The 19,574-nt window shown below is 38.8% G+C and carries 17 protein-coding genes; 1 reads left to right on the top strand and 16 read right to left on the bottom strand.

Features of this window, described 5'->3' with window-relative positions; genetic code table 11:
* Positions 1-62: 62 nt before the first annotated feature.
* Together AC1DOK_RS01255 and AC1DOK_RS01250 are read right to left on the bottom strand one after the other, a co-directional pair.
* Complete coding sequence (locus AC1DOK_RS01255) at positions 63-1,382, bottom strand: right-handed parallel beta-helix repeat-containing protein (RefSeq protein ID WP_477552404.1); 1,320 nt, start codon at positions 1,380-1,382, stop codon at positions 63-65.
* Between the two features lie 3 nt (positions 1,383-1,385).
* The gene (locus tag AC1DOK_RS01250) at positions 1,386-2,369 is read right to left on the bottom strand and encodes an SDR family oxidoreductase (RefSeq protein WP_477552403.1); all 984 of its coding nucleotides are present in this window, start codon (positions 2,367-2,369) and stop codon (positions 1,386-1,388) included.
* Between the two features lie 335 nt (positions 2,370-2,704).
* On the opposite strand from AC1DOK_RS01250, the gene AC1DOK_RS01245 reads away from it, so the two are divergent.
* Positions 2,705-4,162, top strand: a complete 1,458-nt coding sequence (locus tag AC1DOK_RS01245) for a right-handed parallel beta-helix repeat-containing protein (protein WP_477552402.1) — start codon at positions 2,705-2,707, stop codon at positions 4,160-4,162.
* A gap of 54 nt (positions 4,163-4,216) precedes the next feature.
* Here AC1DOK_RS01245 and AC1DOK_RS01240 read toward each other — a convergent pair whose 3' ends face one another.
* From AC1DOK_RS01240 to AC1DOK_RS01175, 14 genes are read right to left on the bottom strand one after another with little or no spacing between them, the layout of a single operon-like run.
* Positions 4,217-5,332, bottom strand: coding sequence for an acyltransferase (locus tag AC1DOK_RS01240; RefSeq protein WP_477552668.1), 1,116 nt, complete (start codon positions 5,330-5,332; stop codon positions 4,217-4,219).
* Positions 5,333-5,380: 48 nt separating this feature from the next.
* Entirely contained in the window at positions 5,381-6,397 is a 1,017-nt protein-coding gene (locus tag AC1DOK_RS01235; protein WP_477552401.1) for an LCP family protein, read from the bottom strand.
* Positions 6,398-6,430: 33 nt separating this feature from the next.
* Positions 6,431-7,804: a sugar transferase gene (locus AC1DOK_RS01230; RefSeq protein ID WP_477552400.1), complete on the bottom strand. Its 1,374-nt coding sequence runs from the start codon at positions 7,802-7,804 to the stop codon at positions 6,431-6,433.
* Complete coding sequence (locus AC1DOK_RS01225; protein ID WP_477552399.1) at positions 7,801-8,925, bottom strand: glycosyltransferase family 4 protein; 1,125 nt, start codon at positions 8,923-8,925, stop codon at positions 7,801-7,803. The genes AC1DOK_RS01230 and AC1DOK_RS01225 overlap by 4 nt, the downstream gene beginning before the upstream one ends.
* 12 nt (positions 8,926-8,937) lie before the next feature.
* Complete coding sequence (locus tag AC1DOK_RS01220) at positions 8,938-10,068, bottom strand: O-antigen ligase family protein (protein WP_477552398.1); 1,131 nt, start codon at positions 10,066-10,068, stop codon at positions 8,938-8,940.
* 52 nt (positions 10,069-10,120) lie between these two features.
* Positions 10,121-11,431 carry a glycosyltransferase gene (locus AC1DOK_RS01215; protein ID WP_477552397.1) on the bottom strand — a complete coding sequence of 437 codons (1,311 nt, stop codon included), beginning with the start codon at positions 11,429-11,431 and terminating at the stop codon, positions 10,121-10,123.
* A gap of 26 nt (positions 11,432-11,457) precedes the next feature.
* Positions 11,458-12,849 (bottom strand): polysaccharide deacetylase family protein, encoded by a 1,392-nt coding sequence (locus tag AC1DOK_RS01210; protein ID WP_477552667.1) that lies wholly within the window; start codon positions 12,847-12,849, stop codon positions 11,458-11,460.
* Positions 12,850-12,851: 2 nt separating this feature from the next.
* Complete coding sequence (locus AC1DOK_RS01205) at positions 12,852-13,889, bottom strand: GNAT family N-acetyltransferase (protein WP_477552396.1); 1,038 nt, start codon at positions 13,887-13,889, stop codon at positions 12,852-12,854.
* The gene (locus AC1DOK_RS01200) at positions 13,850-14,404 is read right to left on the bottom strand and encodes a GNAT family N-acetyltransferase (RefSeq protein ID WP_477552395.1); all 555 of its coding nucleotides are present in this window, start codon (positions 14,402-14,404) and stop codon (positions 13,850-13,852) included. The genes AC1DOK_RS01205 and AC1DOK_RS01200 overlap by 40 nt, the downstream gene beginning before the upstream one ends.
* Positions 14,405-14,439: 35 nt before the next feature.
* Complete coding sequence (locus tag AC1DOK_RS01195) at positions 14,440-15,567, bottom strand: glycosyltransferase (RefSeq protein WP_477552394.1); 1,128 nt, start codon at positions 15,565-15,567, stop codon at positions 14,440-14,442.
* A gap of 29 nt (positions 15,568-15,596) precedes the next feature.
* Positions 15,597-16,700: a DegT/DnrJ/EryC1/StrS family aminotransferase gene (locus AC1DOK_RS01190; RefSeq protein ID WP_477552393.1), complete on the bottom strand. Its 1,104-nt coding sequence runs from the start codon at positions 16,698-16,700 to the stop codon at positions 15,597-15,599.
* Positions 16,666-17,280, bottom strand: coding sequence for an acyltransferase (locus AC1DOK_RS01185; RefSeq protein ID WP_477552392.1), 615 nt, complete (start codon positions 17,278-17,280; stop codon positions 16,666-16,668). Before AC1DOK_RS01185 ends, AC1DOK_RS01190 begins: the two co-directional genes overlap by 35 nt.
* Complete coding sequence (locus AC1DOK_RS01180; protein ID WP_477552391.1) at positions 17,273-18,229, bottom strand: Gfo/Idh/MocA family protein; 957 nt, start codon at positions 18,227-18,229, stop codon at positions 17,273-17,275. Before AC1DOK_RS01180 ends, AC1DOK_RS01185 begins: the two co-directional genes overlap by 8 nt.
* A complete protein-coding gene (locus AC1DOK_RS01175) occupies positions 18,226-19,554 on the bottom strand; it encodes a nucleotide sugar dehydrogenase (RefSeq protein WP_477552666.1) in 1,329 nt (442 codons plus the stop codon). Before AC1DOK_RS01175 ends, AC1DOK_RS01180 begins: the two co-directional genes overlap by 4 nt.
* Positions 19,555-19,574 lie beyond the last annotated feature (20 nt).

Below are 19,574 nucleotides of genomic sequence, written 5' to 3'. Positions count from 1 at the left end.
TGACTGCATATTATCATTTTGCTATTTAAATAGCAAGGTAGTAACTCACCCGTGTTACGGTATTATTGAATCTCTCGAAATAAGTTATTCCCGATCATTTTGTTCGTTTGAAGTCTGGAATCGTTAACCAAAACACCCTTTTGCCAACCGATAAATGTGTTTTTTGAGACCGTCACACCATTAGAATTTTGGATGGAAAATAAGCCGTACTCCGAGGGGAGATTACCTTCTACAAGCTCAATGGTATTATCTTTGATGGAAATTTGATTGCAGCCTGATGATATATATATACCTATTACTTCGGCACGAATGATATTGTTTGAAATGATAGAATCCTGTGCATTCCACATATAGATTCCCACACCTAAATGATCGGAGAATCCTGCAACCGGACTGTTTGTATCTTTCGCAATATTCTCGATAATATTGTCTGTAATCGTTATGTCAGTGCTCTTCTTACCCGATGGTGGAAAAATCTCAAGCATCTTCATTCTATTATTGTGTATTGTTACATCTCGAGCACTTGAAATACGCATTTGACCGAATTCTGAACTTTCAATATGTATACCACTAAGATTCCACAATAAAGCATCTTGAAAGCGTGAGTTCCTGACAATAATTCCTGCCGATCTGTTCGAAGAAGCTGCATCCAGTCTAGTAAATGTGCAGTTTATAACCGTAACTCGCTTGACTAGGGGTTTCTCTGGCTCGATATCAAGCGAACCGGTTCCTGTACTATCTGTGATCTTAACATCGTAGCCATGAACAACCGCAATATCCTGACGACCAATGGACTCAAATGTAGATGCTTCAATGTTCACATACTGTGGAACAATTTTTAATTGTCCATCCTCCGTGATCCGGATGCCATCCCCACACATATTCTGAAAATGAACACGCTTGATCAAGACTTCTTTGCTACCGCCTTGTACATCAATGCCATGCATTTGAACATCACGCAGACCTATCATATCAGCTGATCCATCGATTGTTAGATCAGAAATAACAACATTTTTAGCTGGTACATCTCCTCCAGTGATGAGAACCATACTCCATACCTTACTATCAGAAGGCAGCTTTAACACAGTTGCCGCTCCTTCACCAATAAGATGAATCCCTGATTTTATGACAATATCTCGGACGATATAAGTACCAGCAGGTACTCGGATTTCTCCACCGTTTGGCAAGCTGTTTATTGCGTTCTGAAATGCGGTACTACTGTTAGTGGCACCATTACCACTGGCACCAAAGCTAGCAACATTAACGATATCGAGCGACTTCATAATGGATTGATCTCGTAATGAATAATAATAGAAAAGACTTGCAACCAAGATAAGACAGCAGCAAACTGCAACGATGATAAGTTTGGTCCGACGGATCATAACCTAGAACGAATGCAAAGCGTGAGAGTTAATGGCAGAAACTTGAGTTTTATTAAGATAAAGATACCATTCTAGTACTTTTTTCAAACCTTGCTCAAAATTAATTTGAGGTTGATAGTCCAAATAAGTTTGGGCTAGCTGAATGTCCGCCAAGCTATGTCGTATATCACCATTTTTAGCTTCTATATAAATGGGATTTACATTCTCACCTAACAACCGACACAATTTATTAAACAACTGGTTTAACGACACTTGTTCACTGCATGCAATATTAAACACTTTACCGCTGGACTCTGCTCCTGCATAGCAAGCTTTGAGATTCGCTTGAACAACATTATCAATGTATGTAAAATCTCGTGTTTGTTCTCCATCGCCATATATTTCTGGAGACTCATGGTTAAGTAGCTTGGAAATAAACTTAGGAATGACTGCAGCATATTGCGAATTTGGATCCTGCTTAGGTCCAAAAACATTAAAATAACGTAAACATATCGTCTGTAATCCATAAACACTATGAAAAACTGACGCATACGATTCCATTGCCAATTTGGAAGCAGCATATGGCGAAACAAGCAAAGGCAGCTCCGACTCTTTCAAGGGCATCTGCTCTGTATTTCCGTACGCTGCACAGGATGCAGCAAGCACAACTTTTTTTACACCTTCATCTCTTGCAGCCACTAGTATATTTAACGTACCATTCACATTGTTTTGATGTGTATGAATGGGATCTTTAATGGATTGGGGAACAGACCCTATCGCGGCTTGATGTAATACATAATCTATACCCCTAACCGCGCGAAAACATGTTTCTGGATTTTGTATATCACCTTTAATAAAATGAATATCCTTGATATAAGGCTGGATATTAGAAATTTTACCAGTTGACAAATTATCAAGTATTGTAACCTCATGCTGATTCATTAATAACGCCTCAACCAAGTTAGATCCGATAAATCCCGCTCCACCAGTCACAAGAAATTTAGACATTATCGATTTCCCCCATATTMCCTTAATTATGTCGTTTACTAAATGTATCAAAATAAGAATTTTAGATACGTTTTGTATCGTTACAGGAATAATCTATGATACTTTTTACGTATTGTCAAGATAATATTGGTATAAATTCAATATTTTAGGACAATTCTTTCACTGCTTTACATGATAGATATGCACTTTTAAGTTGTCTACTTTTTCTATTTCCTACTTATAATTTCTTTCTGATTAAATAGACTTATGCAAGATGATAAATCTAAAACTCTGAATATATTAAATTGAAACAAGGTATAAAAACGTAAGATAAATAACTTTAGGGGGAATCGTACGTGAGCCCATCTTCTGTAAATGTGATCACCTTTGGAGCTAAAGGCGATGGAAAAACGGATAGTAGTTCAGCTTTCCAGAAGGCGATTAATAGCTTAACTAACGGTGGAGAGGTTAGAGTACCAGTTGGTATCTTTATTATTAAGAATGTGGTTATTAAATCCAAAATTAGTTTAGTTGGCGAAGGAGCAGGAACGATATTAAAACTACCTGTAACCTCCAAGGTATGGGATATGGTTCTTATTACGGGTGGAAATGTACTAGCAGAGGACGTCATAATCTCTGATATGACAATTGATGGGTCTGCTGATATGATTAAGCTCAAAGATGTCCAGATGCATGGAATAGATGTTGAAGGTGGAAGCAAAAATTTAACCATCACTCGTGTTAATTTTCAAAATATCTGTGGAGATGGGATACGTACAACTGAGGATGGAGACCTTAAAATCGTCCCTCAATTTGTAAATATCACTTCTTGTAGTTTTAAGACAATAGGACGTCAAGATATTGCCGTTGTACATGCTTATGATGTATTGATAACTGATTGCATGGGAACCGGAGCGCTTGATATCGAACCTGAGAAGCCACTTGTTAAAAGAGTCACAGTAATTAACTGTACTTTTAATGAATTAGACGCAGCATCTAAGAACGACGCTGAACTAGCGGATATTGTAGTCAAAGATTCGCATTTTCAGGAATCACTGTTGTGGAGTTTGCGTGGAATGCTAGTTTATAATTGCGAAATCAATCACATGCGTATTTCGACTGCACGTGATGTTACGATTCAAAACAATACGATGAAAATGCTTGAGTTATTCCCTGCATCAGGTTCTGTTTGCAGTGCCATTACAGTTGTGGGTAATACCATTGATACGACGACAAGTGGTTCAGACAAACCGATTGCAGGCATTTCTGGGCAAGCAGGTACAGGACTATATATGTGGAATGCACAGAACTGCACCATCACAAAAAATACAATAGCTGGGGAAGTTTGCAGTATTTATGTTTCATCCGGATGTAATCAAACAACTATCAGTAATAACATTATCAAATATGTAAAAGGCAAGCTGTCACCCAAATCTGCTGTATTGGCTATCAATAAGTCAGATGGCTTAATAGTAACTGAAAACTCTTTGAATGGTTGGTCTAAGGGGATCGAAGCCGATGGATCAAGCAATCAGTCAAACATGATAATTGAGAATAACCAATTTACGTTGACTACTGAGCAATGTATTGATGTAAAGTCAAGCATCAATACATCAATAAAGAATAATACTTTCAATAATAATGGAGCTATCTATATTTATAAAGGCACAGCTTCGATAACCGATAATACTTTTAACAATTCAACCATGTACCGTGTCATTCTTGAAAAATGCACAGCAACAGTCGGAAGAAATAAAGCAACTAATTCAAATAATTTATACAAGAATGTCGGGTCTCAAATCACCTATTTATAAAATATCAAATGTTGATCAAAGAATAAGTGTTGTCCTGAAAGCAGAATATCCAAATTACTTTCGGGACTGCCCCATTTTTAACAATTCGGATTGAGTAGGAATTCCTTTATAATTTTGGATAAGGATTATAATTTTCCTTTTTATTACTTGTAAGCTTCTATAACTTACATAAGAAATAACGAATACACTAGGAGTATATAGCAGCTGAAATAAAAGTCTGTCAAATAAATAATTAAGTCCAAACAATTCTAATGAATTAACAACTAAGCTGATAAAAAAAGTATGTAGAACATAGATTCCAACAGATGTACTACCGATTTTTGAAAAAAAGGAGTTTTTGCCCAGGTTTTTACTCGTTAATACAAAGAGTATTAAACATATGATCAAAGGAATTGTCGAAAAATAATAATTTTCACCAGTGCCTAATCCATAATACTTCATTAGTATGCCTCTCTCCGCTATTTGAGTAATTGAAAAAACAAAAAAAAGGAATAGATATATCTTATTATTTAGTTTAAGTAAATTTGACTTAATCCAGTCAAATTGTGTAGCTATGAAGTACCCTAGCGTAGTATAGAATAAACCGTAGAATAAAGCGTCCCTTGTTTCAAGAGGTATTGTCAGAATTACAGAGTAGGATTGACCGAAAATCCCCACTATGTTTAACAACAAACTTCCAACTAACAAGTAGTTTAATTTTTTAAGTTTTATAAAAATAAATAGAATGACAACAGACCATATTAAGGATGTCAAGTACCACAACTGATGAGAGGTAGCCGGAGGTCCATAATACAAGGTATCTAATCTAAAAAAAGTCTCTAAATAATTATAAAATTTACCGCTTTCTCCCTTAATAAGAAAATAACATAATCGAGTGAAAATATCATAAATAAAAAAGAAAAGAGTCCAAGTTATAAATAATTTGCTTGTCTTCCATAAATATTTCTTGAAATAATTCTTTTTATTAACTAGATTATACGTTTTTTGTCCAATCAAAAATCCAGATATGACAAAGAAAAACGGAACTGTAAATCTTGAAAAAGTGTTTATAAAAAAGTGTAGATCAAACAGATTGGTAATATTAAACCCCTTCAAGAATCCAGTATGGACACATACTACAATTAATATTGCAAAAAATTTAATATAATCAATCGCATAATTTCGCTCCATCATTACATTAGACCTTCCCTCCAGTATTAATATTTATATAGAGGCGTATCAGTCACTAAAAAAACTTTCTGCAATTGATTTAACTTCTACTAAATCCGGAATCCAATAATAAAGCTCCATTCGTACTAACGGATCCATTAACCTTTCGCTGTGTCCTGGAATAGATCTGTATTCCATTTGATCGCTATTCATATCAGACATCATCCAAGCCAAGCTGATTAAATCCCCATCGGTAAAGTTTGTATCCAACACATCTTCTTTGACTTGCTCAATTAACGATGGCATTTGCTTCATATAATTCACTTGTAATAGCTTTTTAGCCAAAGCCTTGAGTATCAAGGCTTGATTTTTTTGCCTGCCGAAATCGCCGTCAGTAAGCGATTTTCGCTCTCTAACAAACATTAGCGCTGTCTCACCGTTCAGATGCACTCTTCCAGGACCAATTGTCTTGTGATCCGTATAGGTTAGGCTAACCTCATCTTCTAGTTCCACATCAATTCCATCTATCGTATTAATAAAACGTTCAAAACCTTCGAAATTTGTTTTAACATAGTAGTTAATCTTAATATTAAGAAAGTCGCTGATCACTTGCATAACTGATTGCGTCCCACCATGATTTCCACCTGTGCCTTCACCTAGAATATGCGAATGATTCACCTTGGTATAGCCTATCCCTGGGATGTTTACTCGTGTATCCCGTGGAATAGATATCAGATTAACTTGCTTTTTGATCGGATTCACATGCGCGACGAATATAACATCAGAACGAGAAAGTTCATCTTCTCTCGCATCCATGCCAAGTATCAGAACATTAAATGTTGGATCTCCTATAGGCTCTATCACATCGGAAGTTGGCATTGGATTGCTGGGTTCAACAGCCTTCTTTTCTAGCAATGAATCATTCTCTTGTGAAGGAGAGACATTCGGCATAACTAGCACAGGAATCTCTTTTTCATCAAAATGTCGTGAGGGCTCATATTGCCAATAAACCGAAAATCCGCAGCCAACCAAGCCAATCATGACCATAAGAGGAACGATGAACTTCCATTTCAATCTAACTTTCATGACCATTCACTCATTTCGTGAAACTTTGAATTTTCACATCTTTTCAGCAGATTCCGCAATGCTTGAGAGTGTTGTGACAGTCTGAACCCCTGCAGCCTGTTCTTTACTTAACACAACAAGTAGCGTTTGCAGCAAAATTTTGATGTCTAGCAGAAAACTATATTGACGTAAGTACATAAGATCAAATCGGTGTTTATCCTCTGCTGATGTATTATACTTTCCCATAATTTGAGCTAAACCTGTTATACCAGGCCGCATCGTCATTCGATAGCTGTACGTTGGTATTATTTCCATAAACTGATTGACGAAGAAGGGACGTTCTGGCCTCGGACCAATTAAACTCATATCACCTTTCAATACATTGATTAACTGCGGTAATTCATCCAGCCTTGTAGCACGTAGTATTTTGCCAACTCGTGTAATTCTTGGATCTTTATCCGTTGCTAGTATTGGTCCGCTTAACGATTCAGCATCATGGACCATCGTTCGGAACTTATAAATTTGGAACTCTGCGCCATTCAATCCTGAACGAATTTGTGTAAATATGGCTGACCCTGATGAAGTGAGCGTTATCCATATAAACAAAACCATAAACACCGGACTTAATAACACAAGTAATAAAAATGAAATAACTAAATCAAAAAATCGTTTAAAGAACCGTTCGCCCAAATTTAGACGGGGAGGTTTGATAGACAGTACAAGCAGATCATCCATATGTTGTACATCAGCATTCAAAATAAATAAATCTGACAATTCAGGTACAACTAGAACTTCCTTGCCTTTCAAAGCGCAATATCCCATGATTTCTTCCTTATCGGTAAAATTCAGTTGAATAAGAACGACATCAGAATTATCCAACTTATGCTTACTTTCCCTCCAATCTGTAGCATGAATGGAGTCCATGATCTCGAACCAACCACTTCCTATATTTTGAACCTTGTGCTCAAGTAACCTTCCTGCGTGAACACTTTCTCCAATAATCATCACCTTCTTTCTCCCAAACAAACGTTTATTCAAGCTGGAGAAGATGAGATGGAATAGGAAAATTAAAGCGATCTGAACCATGCATGCAGCTACATATACATAACTTGGCAAAGCAAATGGTTTAAAAAAGAGTGAAAGCAAGGCTATCGCACAGTTTAGTGTAATTACGGATAGTATCGTTGTGAAAACATCGCTTTGTATTCTTTTTCCTCGACTAACATTACTAAGCCCATATAGATAAAATGTAAATAGTGCGACCATGGAAACCCAAGGTAGATGTTTCCCATACAGCACTATAAAATAGCTAAGCGAGTGTAATTGATCATAAACCCAGTAGGCATATAGATACCCTAGATGAACCCAAGCAAGATCAGCAAGTAAAATCAATGCGTGAACCCATCGAAATTTGGAAATATTGCTCATACCCTACTCTCCCTTAAATCTATTTTGTCTTGAGTTATCTCCTCATATAAGGATAATATTTTGTCATTCATATGTTTAGACTTGAATTGAGTTTCAAATCTGTGACGACCTTCTTTTCCAAGCTGAACACGAAGCTCTGGATTCCAAATAAGCTGTTTCATCCGTTCAGTCAGTAGCTCAACATTACCTCGTGGTATGAGATATCCATTAACTTCATCCTCCACTGATTCTCGAACGCCCCCAACATCTGATGCGATTACAGGAATGCCCGCACGCATGGCCTCCAATATACTAATTGGGAACCCCTCCCAATTAGAAATCAACAAGAAAATCTGTGTATGTGTCAAAAGTCGGGGTACATCCTTGCATTCCCCTAAAAAATGAATATGCTGATCTAGCTGGAGCTCACGAACCATTATCTCCATTTGCGGTCTTAAAGGCCCGTCACCAATTAAATCTAATTCCCATTTCAAATCACGTATCTGTGCAAGTGCGAGAATGAGAGTGCGATGATCCTTCTGTGGCTCGAACCGTGCAACCATTACCAATTTTGCCGGATTATGACCGGGATGTGCTAATAGACTAGGTAAATCTGGAATGCCATTATGAATCGCAACAAGTTGATTCGCAGTCGCAACTTTGTGGCGTAACGCTAACACGAGATCATACTCGGATACCGTTACGATTCGTGTTGCCAAATGAGCAGCCAACTTCTCCGCAAATAAATACATCCTTCTCTGATTAGCAGGTACACCTTCTGCAAACGACCAACCATGTGCTGTAAATACAGTTGGTATGCCTAACGACCTGCCAACAATCCGTCCGATCCAGCCTGCTTTAGAGGAATGTGTTGCGACTAAATCTGGCTTCAATTGCTTGATAACCCGGCGAATTTCCATAAAAGCCCGCCAATCCGGAATCGGTCGTATCGAGCGAACCAATTGTCGTATCGATATACATGTAATTCCGTTACTTGTCAGAAGATCACAGAATGGCCCCTTCCCACCAACAAGCACAGTTACTTCATGACCTAAATTTTTTAAAGAGAGTGATAAGTCAAATACATGCATTTGAGCTCCGCCTATACTATCTGATCGTGTAATTAATTGTACGATTTTCATAAAAACTCCTCTTTACGATGATTGACGTGGATTCGATCCGTTAGGCATCCATGGAAGGGCTAGCAGCAGCCAAAAATGCCTCCAATGTAAAGTATCAACGAAAAAACTGTTAAATAAAATTCCTATCAAACATGAAAAAAACACAATAAAATACGCATGATACGGGCTTTTCCGTAAGCATGCGTTATAAAATGCCCGATATATCGTTATCATTAAGAACAACATGAAAGCAATAAAACCAATAATGCCATACTCGGTAATTACACGAACGTATAAGCTATGTGTAGCATATGAATATACAAGTTCCGACTGTCCAGGTCCAATACCAAGTGGGCTTTCTAAGACTTGACTCAGCGCCTTTTGTTGTGTTCCAAACCGATCATCATCGTACTTTTTCATCCCAAATCGATCAACAAACATGCTGTTTATACTCGGACTTGCAATAACATAGCCCATTATCGGCGCAGCAATGATTAAGATTGAAAGAAGCGCAATCAGCCTTTTTTTTAGATGAACTGAGTATGGAAATAATAAGTACGCTGTGCAGGCAATGAAACAATTGGCCCATGCTGCTCTTGAGAAACTTAGCAGTACCCCAACAGCTAGAAATATAAAGACAGGTATCCAGAACAACATCATCTGTCTTCGTTTGGTTACCATATTGTGCAGGGCGATAACAACTGCAGGCACTACAAACGGACCAAATACATTAGGATCTTTAAAAAAAGCTGTCACTCTTCCATATTTCGTTAATATATCGAATGTCGGAATAATATTTAGGTAAGCTAGCACACCTATCAAGGTTGAGAATAGGGCAGCTGCTACATAACCAGAGAAAATCACTTTTAAGATTTTTTCTTTAAAACGATTGTGGAGCCCAACAAAAAACAACCAAGACACAAATAAATAGAAAGTAATTAAAAAATATTTTATTGATGTTAATTGACCATCATTAACGAATAGCATTGGAATTAAATTGCTCAATAAGAAAATACCTATCAATAGTAAAGGTAATCCCATATAACTAGGAAAAATGAGGTAAGAACAATAAACACCGATTACAAATGCGAGTAAAATCACAAAATCATAAGGAGATGGTTCGATAAAAACAACTGCACAAAGTGGCATCAAAAACCAAATCATTTTAAAATATAAGGAGGGGAAAAAGGATACCTCCATAGGCACACTATTCATCTCACATCACCTCATAAGCATGAAGCTGCTTGAGGGGTTCATTCGCTTGTATAATGGAATGCAAAAATGTATCTAGAAGATGTGCTTGATCTTCTCTAGATAAGCCTACAATTGCTTCGAGTGGTTTACTTGGAATTGAAGACAATCGTTTTTCATCCATCCATTCAAGCAACAATGCGGCAATTTGTACTTCGTTCTGCAATGTTATACCTACGTTACGATCTCGTATTAGCTCCGATGCAACGTTGTCCTCACAACCAATAGCAAGAATAGGTCGCCTTGCCCCGATGTATTCAAATAATTTTCCGCTATAAATTCCTTTCTCCATCGGATCGTTCCATAGAAGTAGCAACAATATGTCTGCTTGGCATTGTAATTGAACAGATTCATGATATGGAACAGGCGAATTAATCTGTACAAGATGATCTACTTCATGTAGTTTAGCTAACTCTCGTACTGTTTCGAGGTAACGTCCATAGAACTCAATGCGAACCTTATGACTCTGATCGCCTATCAGTTTTAACGCTTTAAATAGTGGAGATGGATCCTCTCTTCCCTCATATACCATTCCTGTATAAACTATCTTAAGAATATCTTCATGATTATCCTCGTATTTTATACCAAAATCATCTATGTCATAGCCATTCATGATAACCTGAGTGGGCTTGCCGCTATACTTCTTTCGTAGCGTCTCTGCCAAAGGTTCTGAAACTGTGACGAAGCCTGAGGCAGTGGATAGCGTGTTATGCTCTAACCATGTCTCAATCGTCTTTCTAACTCTTCCGTAATGATAATATTGATAATCAACCCAAAGATCACGAAACTCAGCTATCCACGGTATCCCATACTTCTGAGATAAAGATTTGGCAACTAGGAGTGAGGAATGCGGCATTGCACTTGCATAAATAATATCTGGCTTCCAATTCCTTATAAGCTTTGATCCTTCTCTAATTGCATATGGCACCCAACCGATTTGACCATCCGGAAAATTAATTGCAGTTTTGTAAGTACGCCCCAGCCATTTGAAAGTTTGTCGAAGAATACCCTTAGGAGGTATATATCCTCGATCTGCTACGCTCGCTCTGCCACCTAATAGGAATTGTATAGGTTTGTTCACATCCACCCAATCTGTATAAACAACATGATCGTCTGGTACTTCCAAAGATAATGTTCGTTGTAAAGGCTGATTTTTAGCAGATATTATAAACACTTCATGCCCTAACTTTGTCAAATATTTTGCCATTTTACCCGTTCGAACGGCACCAATCGTATTATAGGGTGGAAAAAAATAAGAAATAAATAAAATTCGCAACCCTTTGTCCTCCCTTATACACCCTGTTAGATTACCTTGACGATATTTTGATAGAGCTCCCTTTGCTTAGGTTCGATTAATTCGTCATTATGCCACAATAGTGTGAAATCACCATTAAACATTTTGCAAATTCTGGACAATTCGATTGTTTTATCGTAAGCATCCTCTACAGATGTCTGCATATAATCCCCACTCAATAACGTTTGCTCCATCACAATAAGCGGACGCTCGCGCAGATTCAATTGTTGTCTCATGCGTAGATCAAACACGGGATATTCGTAACATACACCGCTTCGAAAGCCTACATGATCCGCATAACTCAGCGTGCTGTCGTAATCAAGACCCGTTAATTCCCAAGCTTGCCACGTATGAGCTGCATCAAAGCGCAAATAATGTTGACGTCCCCCCCATCGTTCCTGTACAATTTCTTCGTCTTGACAAGATGCCTTCAAAATAGAGAATTCCTTAAGAAGCATCTCTTTTTGATCAAATGAATTGTAGCTTGGATGCAAACCAATTTCATGACCTCGCGTGTGAATGTTTCGAAGCAGCTTCCGAATCCAAGGGTCTTGCATCGAATAATCACCATCAATAGTTCCTGCACTTCGGCTTGTAATAAAATAAAAAGCGCTTTGCACACCCTTTTGCTCACTTACATCCATAATGAAATCAAAAGTATTGGCATCATCCGAATCGTAGTCCCCGAGCTTCCCCCGCATATAGGAGCGCATACGCATGATCGCAGCAGTAAAAGATTTGTGTCTGACTATATCCCCTGCTGCGTTCTTCATAACCTGCCTGAGAGACCTTCCAGCAGCTAAGAGCGGCACGTCTACATCGTGACTAAGATAAGTTCGATAATGACGTTTTATTCTTGATATTTGTGGCCATAGCTGTTGTAAACAGCTATATAGAAGTTCCACATATTCATTCACAATCGGTCTTTCCAGAAAATTTCCCTCCAAAGCTAATGAAGCAGACGCTGGAAATCTTACTCGATGATCACGCTCTGGCTTAACCAATTCTTCATAACGAGTAAGCATAAAAAAAATGCTGCCAAACACATCAATTCCTAACTCTATCCTTGTTTCGGAGGCATAGAAATAAGTCCCTTCTGATAGTAGCTTCCCATAAATAACAGGCAAAGCACGCTGGTTCTGACTCTCATAATGATCTAGCGGAGTGATAGGCAGCGAATAAGCTGTTAGCCATTCATGCTCCTGCGTTTGCAGAAGCACATCACAGATCGCCAATTCCTTACTGTCTGTGCCATTTATACCATCGGAAAGTACAATTCGGATATCGGTTCGATCTTCTTCATAGGTCTGATAAGTTATTCCGAGAAATTCTTGAAAGATGACGTCATATATGTATTTTCTTTCTGCTAGATAGCCCGGTGGATGATGAAGGTGCAGCACACTCAACTTTTCTCACCTTTCTTCCTGGCATAACGAATCCAGTCGCGACTCCATTTGGTTAATGTCTGAATACTGAAACTATCTATTGTATAATACGGTTTAACGTTTACACCCCAGCTCATTTTGGCTTGAGCAACGCTAGGTATATTTGCCCCGCACAGATCCAGACCCTTTGCACAGTTCGACTTTAGATCTTCCATAGCAAAGTGCATCAAATATTGATTAACCCCATTTTTGAGATGTTCTTTCTTGTTTCCGCATGCCCAGCCATAGCCATAGCCACCAGGACTATACAGAATAATTTCTGCACTTACAGGCTCTCCGCTCGGTGTATAGGCAACATAAGCTAACAAATGATCTTCACTTATGAGCTCCAAGGCTAGCTCCAGATCTGCAAGCGTCAATTGATGTGTAAATCCTTGCCGGGTCTCGGTTTCCAAGAGGCATTCAAAGACATGACGCATATTCGTCGTACGCTCACAAACATAACCATGCTTCTGTGCTTTGTTAATTTTCCTGCGCACCTCAGTATCAGCCTGCCCAAGGTTGTAAGGGAATTCAACAACATACGTATAGCGAACACTCGTCCTAAGTCCAGCCCACTGCCATGGCCTTATATCAACGATTTGAGTCGGTAAAAAAATGGTATTAGAAAGATCGTGTTCACTAAATTCATGCATAAGTGACTTGCAAATACTTAACCATTGCGCATTCTGACGAAACTTATTACTCGTCGATGTTGTCTTAAACCTGATTGGCAAATAGGGATTCATCGGCGGTCGAACAATTTTGCCTTGCTTGTTTAGAAACAAATTCACTTCGAGACTCGGTTGATTGGTTTCGTTTCCATTGATGTGAACTTTTTTGCTGGTAACCCCCCATTTGATTTCGTTAAAAACAGTCCACCCCTCGCTGAAAAACACATCAGAATCTCCTACTTCGGAATGTTGTACATCAGCGATCATTTGGTTCATTTCCAATTCGACTAGCTGTTCTAGCTTCAATTGTTTTCTCCCCATTTCGATTTTAAATGCAACCATGTATTGAATAAAATAAAATACCAACTCTGCACAGTTCCAATTAATTCAAAACCAGATGATAGAATTCCCTTCTGGGATATCCTATTCCCTACCTCAGTATCGATATACATTTCAGTATGATGTTCATGATTTGAGGCTATATGTATTAATTCCGTTAAAACTCGCTTGTAAAATCCTTGACCTCTATACTTGTTAGAAGTATGACAATAAAATATCCAATATCCTTGATCAGGTACAATATGCTTAGGGAAATGCGGTGGACGGTTGGCCGCAAGCGTTGACATCCATCCATAACTAACCCATTCCTCTCCCGCATAAAGAAGCAGCCCGATATAGCCCTTTTTCAAAAATGATAAAAACACTTTTTTCCTTGCTCGATCACCATGGAAATAACGATTAATGACCTCTTTCTTCATGAGTTGCGATTGAACAGCTGACTGACACCCAATATCAGATGCCATAGGAACTTGACTTGCTTTATAAACCTGTATATTCTCTTGTCGAATCCGCAACAAGGTAAACTCTCCTTTAAATGAGTCTGCAATGCATCCTAACCGGTTATGAAACGATCATAAATTTGTTCTAATTTTTGCTTTTGAATGTAAAGATTAAACTCCGAGGAAACTCTTTGGATCCCTTGTTCACTGAATTTATGCCAAAGCTCATCATTTTCCAAGAGAATTTCGATATGCAGTGCTAGACCACGCCAATCTCTTTCTGGCAATAAAAAACCTGTTTTCTCATGTTCTACAGCCTCGGGTATTCCACCTGTCTCAAAGCTGACTACAGGCACGCCCATTGCATTAGCCTCGATAAACACAAGCCCAAATCCTTCGGATTTACCTGATTCAATCGTAATGCTCGGAACACATAATACTTTGGATTTATTTAACCAATGGCGTACCATTTCTTGCGTTTGTGATCCCAGAAAACGATATTTTATTAAGGATTGCTCAGCCATGCTTTCAAGCTCACTTCGAAGATCACCATCACCAATTATAATTAATTCAGTTTCGGGATGTGTTTGTTGCACAACCTCCATAGCACGAATGAGATATTCGCCCCCCTTGTTCTCAACGAGTCTTCCTACAAAAAGTACGACAGGCTCTCGAACGATGGTTGGATCGGGACGAAATATCTCTATATCAATTCCAAGATAATGCGTAATAATTTTATTTTCGGGATAGCCCTGAGCGATCATTTTATCCTTAATAAAATTGGATACGGCAAGAAACAATGCTGCTCGTTCCTGCAGTATCTTTCGTTTTTTTATATATAACCTATGAGTAAAATACTCTGTATCTGAGTCATCCTTAGAGGTTGCATCGTGACCATGAAAAGTTACAATAAGTGGAATTTTAAGTGCTCGTTGAATCGGTAAGACAAGTACGCCACCAAATCCATAGTGTGCGTGTATAAATAAAGGATCATATTTTTTCAGTGAGTGTGAAAGCCCCATAGAAAGACCGACTGTTTTGAATATTGCTTCTTTGATCCAACCGAGCAAAGATCCTTTATTCAAGACTTTGACCCTCTTTTCATCTAACGGCAGGGAATTAACGATTTTTCTAGAACCCACATAAATGGGCATGAATTTGTCAAGGCCTTCAGCTAACAATGGAAGATAAGTATCCGTATGATACAATAGGATATCCTTAAACATGATAAAGTTGATCATTCTTATGAGTACCCCCTAAGGATAAACGGCTATACAATAGCATTTCGCAACGATTCAACTATTGTTTCTTGCATATCGAGCTTCATCTGCGGCCAAATAGGCAAAGATATAACCTCATCTGCAGCTGAACTCGTAATTGGCAACCGGAATCCTAAATGCGCATATACAGGCAGCTTATGAACAGGTGTCGGATAATAAATCATTGTTCCAATTCCTTGATCTTTTAGCACTTGCTGGACATGATCACGTTTGCCGTCTAGTATACGAATCGTATATTGGTGGTAGACATGATCCGCATAGGTAGCTTTAAATGGAGTCGTTATACCACTTACATTTTCGAGCAGTTCATTATACCGACCCGCAGCTTCACGACGCATGTTATTCCAACGATCCAAATGAGGCAGCTTTACTCTCAAAATTGCGGCTTGCATTTCATCCAATCTGGAATTGTACCCGATCAACTCGTTGTAATATTTTTTCCTTGAGCCGTGAACTCTGAGCATACGGACGATCTCTGCAATTTCATCGCTGTTGGTAGTCAACATACCACCATCACCGTAAGCTCCTAAATTTTTGGATGGAAAAAATGAAAAACAACCTATATCACCCATTGTTCCTAGCCTAGTTCCCTGGTAACTGCCACCGAATGCTTGTGCAACATCCTCGATTACTTTCAAGCCATGTCTAGAACTAATATCAAGAATTGGCCCCATATCTGCGGCTTGCCCAAAGAGATGCACCGGAATGATCGCTTTCGTATTTGGTGTTAATGCCTGTTCAATTTGTGCAGGATCCATGTTCATTGTTTTCGGATCGATATCAATGAATACAGGTTTGGCGCGAACCTGGCTGATCGCCTCAGCTGTTGCAAAAAAGGTAAAGGAAGTCGTTATCACCTCATCACCTGGACCAATACCAGCAGCTTTTAAACCAAGTACAAGCGCATCTGTGCCAGAATTGACACTAATGGCATGCTTAACACCAAGAAAATCCGCTACTTCCTGTTCAAAAGCAAGAACACCGGGTCCCATTATAAACGTCCCCGACCGAAGAACACCTTGGATAGCCTTATTTAAATCCTCCCATATCTCATCAATTTCATATTTTAAATCTAAGATTGGAATAGCTTCCATCTTCTACCCCTCCGTTCTGATCAAGGCTATAATACCTTCTTTTACAAGCAAGACATGTGGAAATATCATCGTCTACCTCCAAAGCTTCCCCGCATTCACATGCCCAACCAATGATGACTGCTGGAACACCTGCAACGACAGCATGCTTAGGCACATCTTTGGTAACGACAGCTCCCGCTGCTACGAATGCAAATTCATTTATAATAACCCCACAAACAATCGTTGAATTAGCTCCGAGACTTGCCCCTTTTTTCACAATTGTTTTTCGATAATCTTCAGTCTTATTTCGAGGGAAGGCAGAACGAGGTGTTTTGATGTTCGTAAACACAACGCTAGGTCCGCAGAACACATCATCTTCAAGCACTACCCCTTCATACACAGATACGTTATTTTGAATTTTGACGTTGTTGCCAATTTTAACACCTTGTGCAACAAACACATTTTGACCGAGCGAACAGCAGAGGCCAATTTCAGTGCCTTCCATGACATGAGAGAAATGCCATATTTTTGTCCCTGCTTTTATCGCAGCACCTTGATCTACATAAGATGATTCATGTACATAATAGTCTTGTTCACTCATTACCATTACCTGCTTTCAATTGACTAATTGCTTTTTCAATTACTTGAACAACAGAAACGCCTTGACTCCCATCAGTTAGCGGCTTGGTTCGATCCCGTATACAGGTAAGAAAATGCTCACACTCCAGCTTCAGCGGTTCGGACTCGCCTTGAAACACAATCTCGCTTCCTTGGTCGATTTCTTTAAGGCTCGAGTCAATATATTGGCGGTGTAGTGTAACTGTCTGATCCAATTCGTTATAAACAAGCGAACCTTCACTACCAATGGCAATAAGCCGTCTTTCTTGAACGGGCCATATCCATGACGTATGTAAATGTGCCTGAACACCATCTTTGAATCGCATGTGTAAATAAACATCATCCTCAATATTCGGTTGCAATATGCGATGACCGGATACCGTAACATCTGGCTGTTCTTGACCGGTTAAGTACAAACAAACTGCAATATCGTGAACGCCCAAGCTCCACAGCACATTTTCAACGGATCGAACTTTACCAAGCTTCAATCTCTTAAGATGCAAGCTATGTAAACTACCTATTCCTCTATTATCAATCACACTCTTCATATAACGAATAGCAGGCTGGTAGACAAGCATATGTCCTACCATCAAAATACGATCATTCTTTTCCGCTAGTTCTTGCAAGTGCTCTGCCTCTCGAACTGACAATGTCATGGGTTTTTCCAAAAAGACATCTTTCCCAGCGAGAAGCGCTTTCTCAGCCAAATAATAATGAGTCTGTGCGGGTGTAGCAATTACGACAGCAGGTATAGAACTATCTAATAAGCGATCAAAGTCACTATAAACCTGAATATCGGGAAACTGCCTAATAATCCCCTCAACAATATCTGCGTTTAATTCTACAATTGCTTCCAAACTATTCATTTCATAAAACGTTCTTATTAAATTTTTACCCCAATGCCCAGCACCGATAACGCCTACTTTTATCATAACAATGTTATTTTCTCCCTATGATTTAATACATTTTTGGTTGCATTTCGAGTATCAAATACTAGCTTTGCTCTACTGACGATCCATTCATAATCAACAGTCTCATGATCGGTTAAAACGATAATAATATCTGAATTATCAATCAATTTATTTGTCAAGGGCATCGATTGCATATACAAGCCATGTTCTTCTAACTCAGGTACATAAGGATCATGGTAACAAACCTTTACAGTATCCTTCAGTAAACGAATGACATCGATTGATGGAGACTCACGGTAATCGGGCACATCTTTTTTATATGTAACACCTAGAACTAGAACCTGCACATGTGATATTGGTTTGTCTATGCGATTTAATAATCGCAATGCCTTATCCTTGACAAACTCCGGCATTTTCCTATTTATTTCACCTGCCAGGGCAATAAAATGCGTGTTAAAATTAAACTCCTTCGCCTTCCATTCCAAGTAATGCGGATCAATAGGAATGCAGTGTCCACCTACACCAGGGCCTGGATAAAAAGGCATGATTCCAAATGGCTTAGTAAATGCTGCATCGAGTACTTCCCATACGCTCAAATTCATTCGATCACAGAGCAGGGCAAGTTCATTAACAAGTGCGATGTTAACTGCTCGAAACGTATTCTCAAACACTTTTACTAATTCTGCTGCATTACTGCTGGAAACAGAAATAACATTATTAACCGTTTGCTTATAAAAGGTTTCGGCTACCTCCAGAGAGTTTGGACCTACACCACCTACGACTTTATTCGTATTTTTAGTTGAATAGCGTGTGTTACCAGGATCAACTCGCTCTGGTGAGTGAACGAGAAATAGTTCCTGCTCTACCATCAATCCTGATGCTTCCAGAATTGGAAGTATGACCTCTTGCGTTGTACCGGGGTATGTAGTTGATTCTAGACTAATCAATTGGCCAGGTCTTACATGCTTAGCTATTTCTTGTGCAACGTGCTCGACGTATTGAAGGTCAGGTGCCAAGTTTTTGGTCAGTGGCGTAGGTACGCAAATGACAATTGCATCCATTTCTTGAATGGAAGTAAAATCGGTAGTTGCCTTAATCCATCCTTCTTCAACAAGCAGTTTCAGCTCATCTTCATTCACATCATCAATATAACTATGCCCATAATTAATTTGGTTCACCTTAAGCGGATTTTGATCCACACCTATAACGTGAAATCCTACCTTTGCCTTCTCAAGTGCAAACGGTAGTCCTACATAACCTAATCCGATAACCCCTACAATTGCTGTTCGATTCCTAATCTTTTCGAGAATCGATTCTTTTAATGAAATGATCGACGTTTGAGACATATCCATCACCTTATCCCCAT

This window comes from Paenibacillus sp. P5_B5 (genome assembly GCF_056400365.1).
This window is presented reverse-complemented; position numbering and strand designations above follow the sequence as displayed.

What these genes read in the sequence shown, in the direction of transcription:
- AC1DOK_RS01255 (WP_477552404.1), bottom strand. Translation starts at nt 1,382, where the DNA reads ATGATCCGTCGGACCAAACTTATCATCGTTGCAGTTTGCTGCTGTCTT.
- AC1DOK_RS01250 (WP_477552403.1), bottom strand. Translation starts at nt 2,369, where the DNA reads ATGTCTAAATTTCTTGTGACTGGTGGAGCGGGATTTATCGGATCTAAC.
- AC1DOK_RS01240 (WP_477552668.1), bottom strand. Translation starts at nt 5,332, where the DNA reads ATGGAGCGAAATTATGCGATTGATTATATTAAATTTTTTGCAATATTA.
- AC1DOK_RS01235 (WP_477552401.1), bottom strand. Translation starts at nt 6,397, where the DNA reads ATGAAAGTTAGATTGAAATGGAAGTTCATCGTTCCTCTTATGGTCATG.
- AC1DOK_RS01230 (WP_477552400.1), bottom strand. Translation starts at nt 7,804, where the DNA reads ATGAGCAATATTTCCAAATTTCGATGGGTTCACGCATTGATTTTACTT.
- AC1DOK_RS01225 (WP_477552399.1), bottom strand. Translation starts at nt 8,925, where the DNA reads ATGAAAATCGTACAATTAATTACACGATCAGATAGTATAGGCGGAGCT.
- AC1DOK_RS01220 (WP_477552398.1), bottom strand. Translation starts at nt 10,068, where the DNA reads ATGATTTGGTTTTTGATGCCACTTTGTGCAGTTGTTTTTATCGAACCA.
- AC1DOK_RS01205 (WP_477552396.1), bottom strand. Translation starts at nt 13,889, where the DNA reads ATGGTTGCATTTAAAATCGAAATGGGGAGAAAACAATTGAAGCTAGAA.
- AC1DOK_RS01195 (WP_477552394.1), bottom strand. Translation starts at nt 15,567, where the DNA reads ATGATCAACTTTATCATGTTTAAGGATATCCTATTGTATCATACGGAT.
- AC1DOK_RS01190 (WP_477552393.1), bottom strand. Translation starts at nt 16,700, where the DNA reads ATGGAAGCTATTCCAATCTTAGATTTAAAATATGAAATTGATGAGATA.
- AC1DOK_RS01185 (WP_477552392.1), bottom strand. Translation starts at nt 17,280, where the DNA reads ATGAGTGAACAAGACTATTATGTACATGAATCATCTTATGTAGATCAA.
- AC1DOK_RS01180 (WP_477552391.1), bottom strand. Translation starts at nt 18,229, where the DNA reads ATGATAAAAGTAGGCGTTATCGGTGCTGGGCATTGGGGTAAAAATTTA.
- AC1DOK_RS01175 (WP_477552666.1), bottom strand. Translation starts at nt 19,554, where the DNA reads ATGTCTCAAACGTCGATCATTTCATTAAAAGAATCGATTCTCGAAAAG.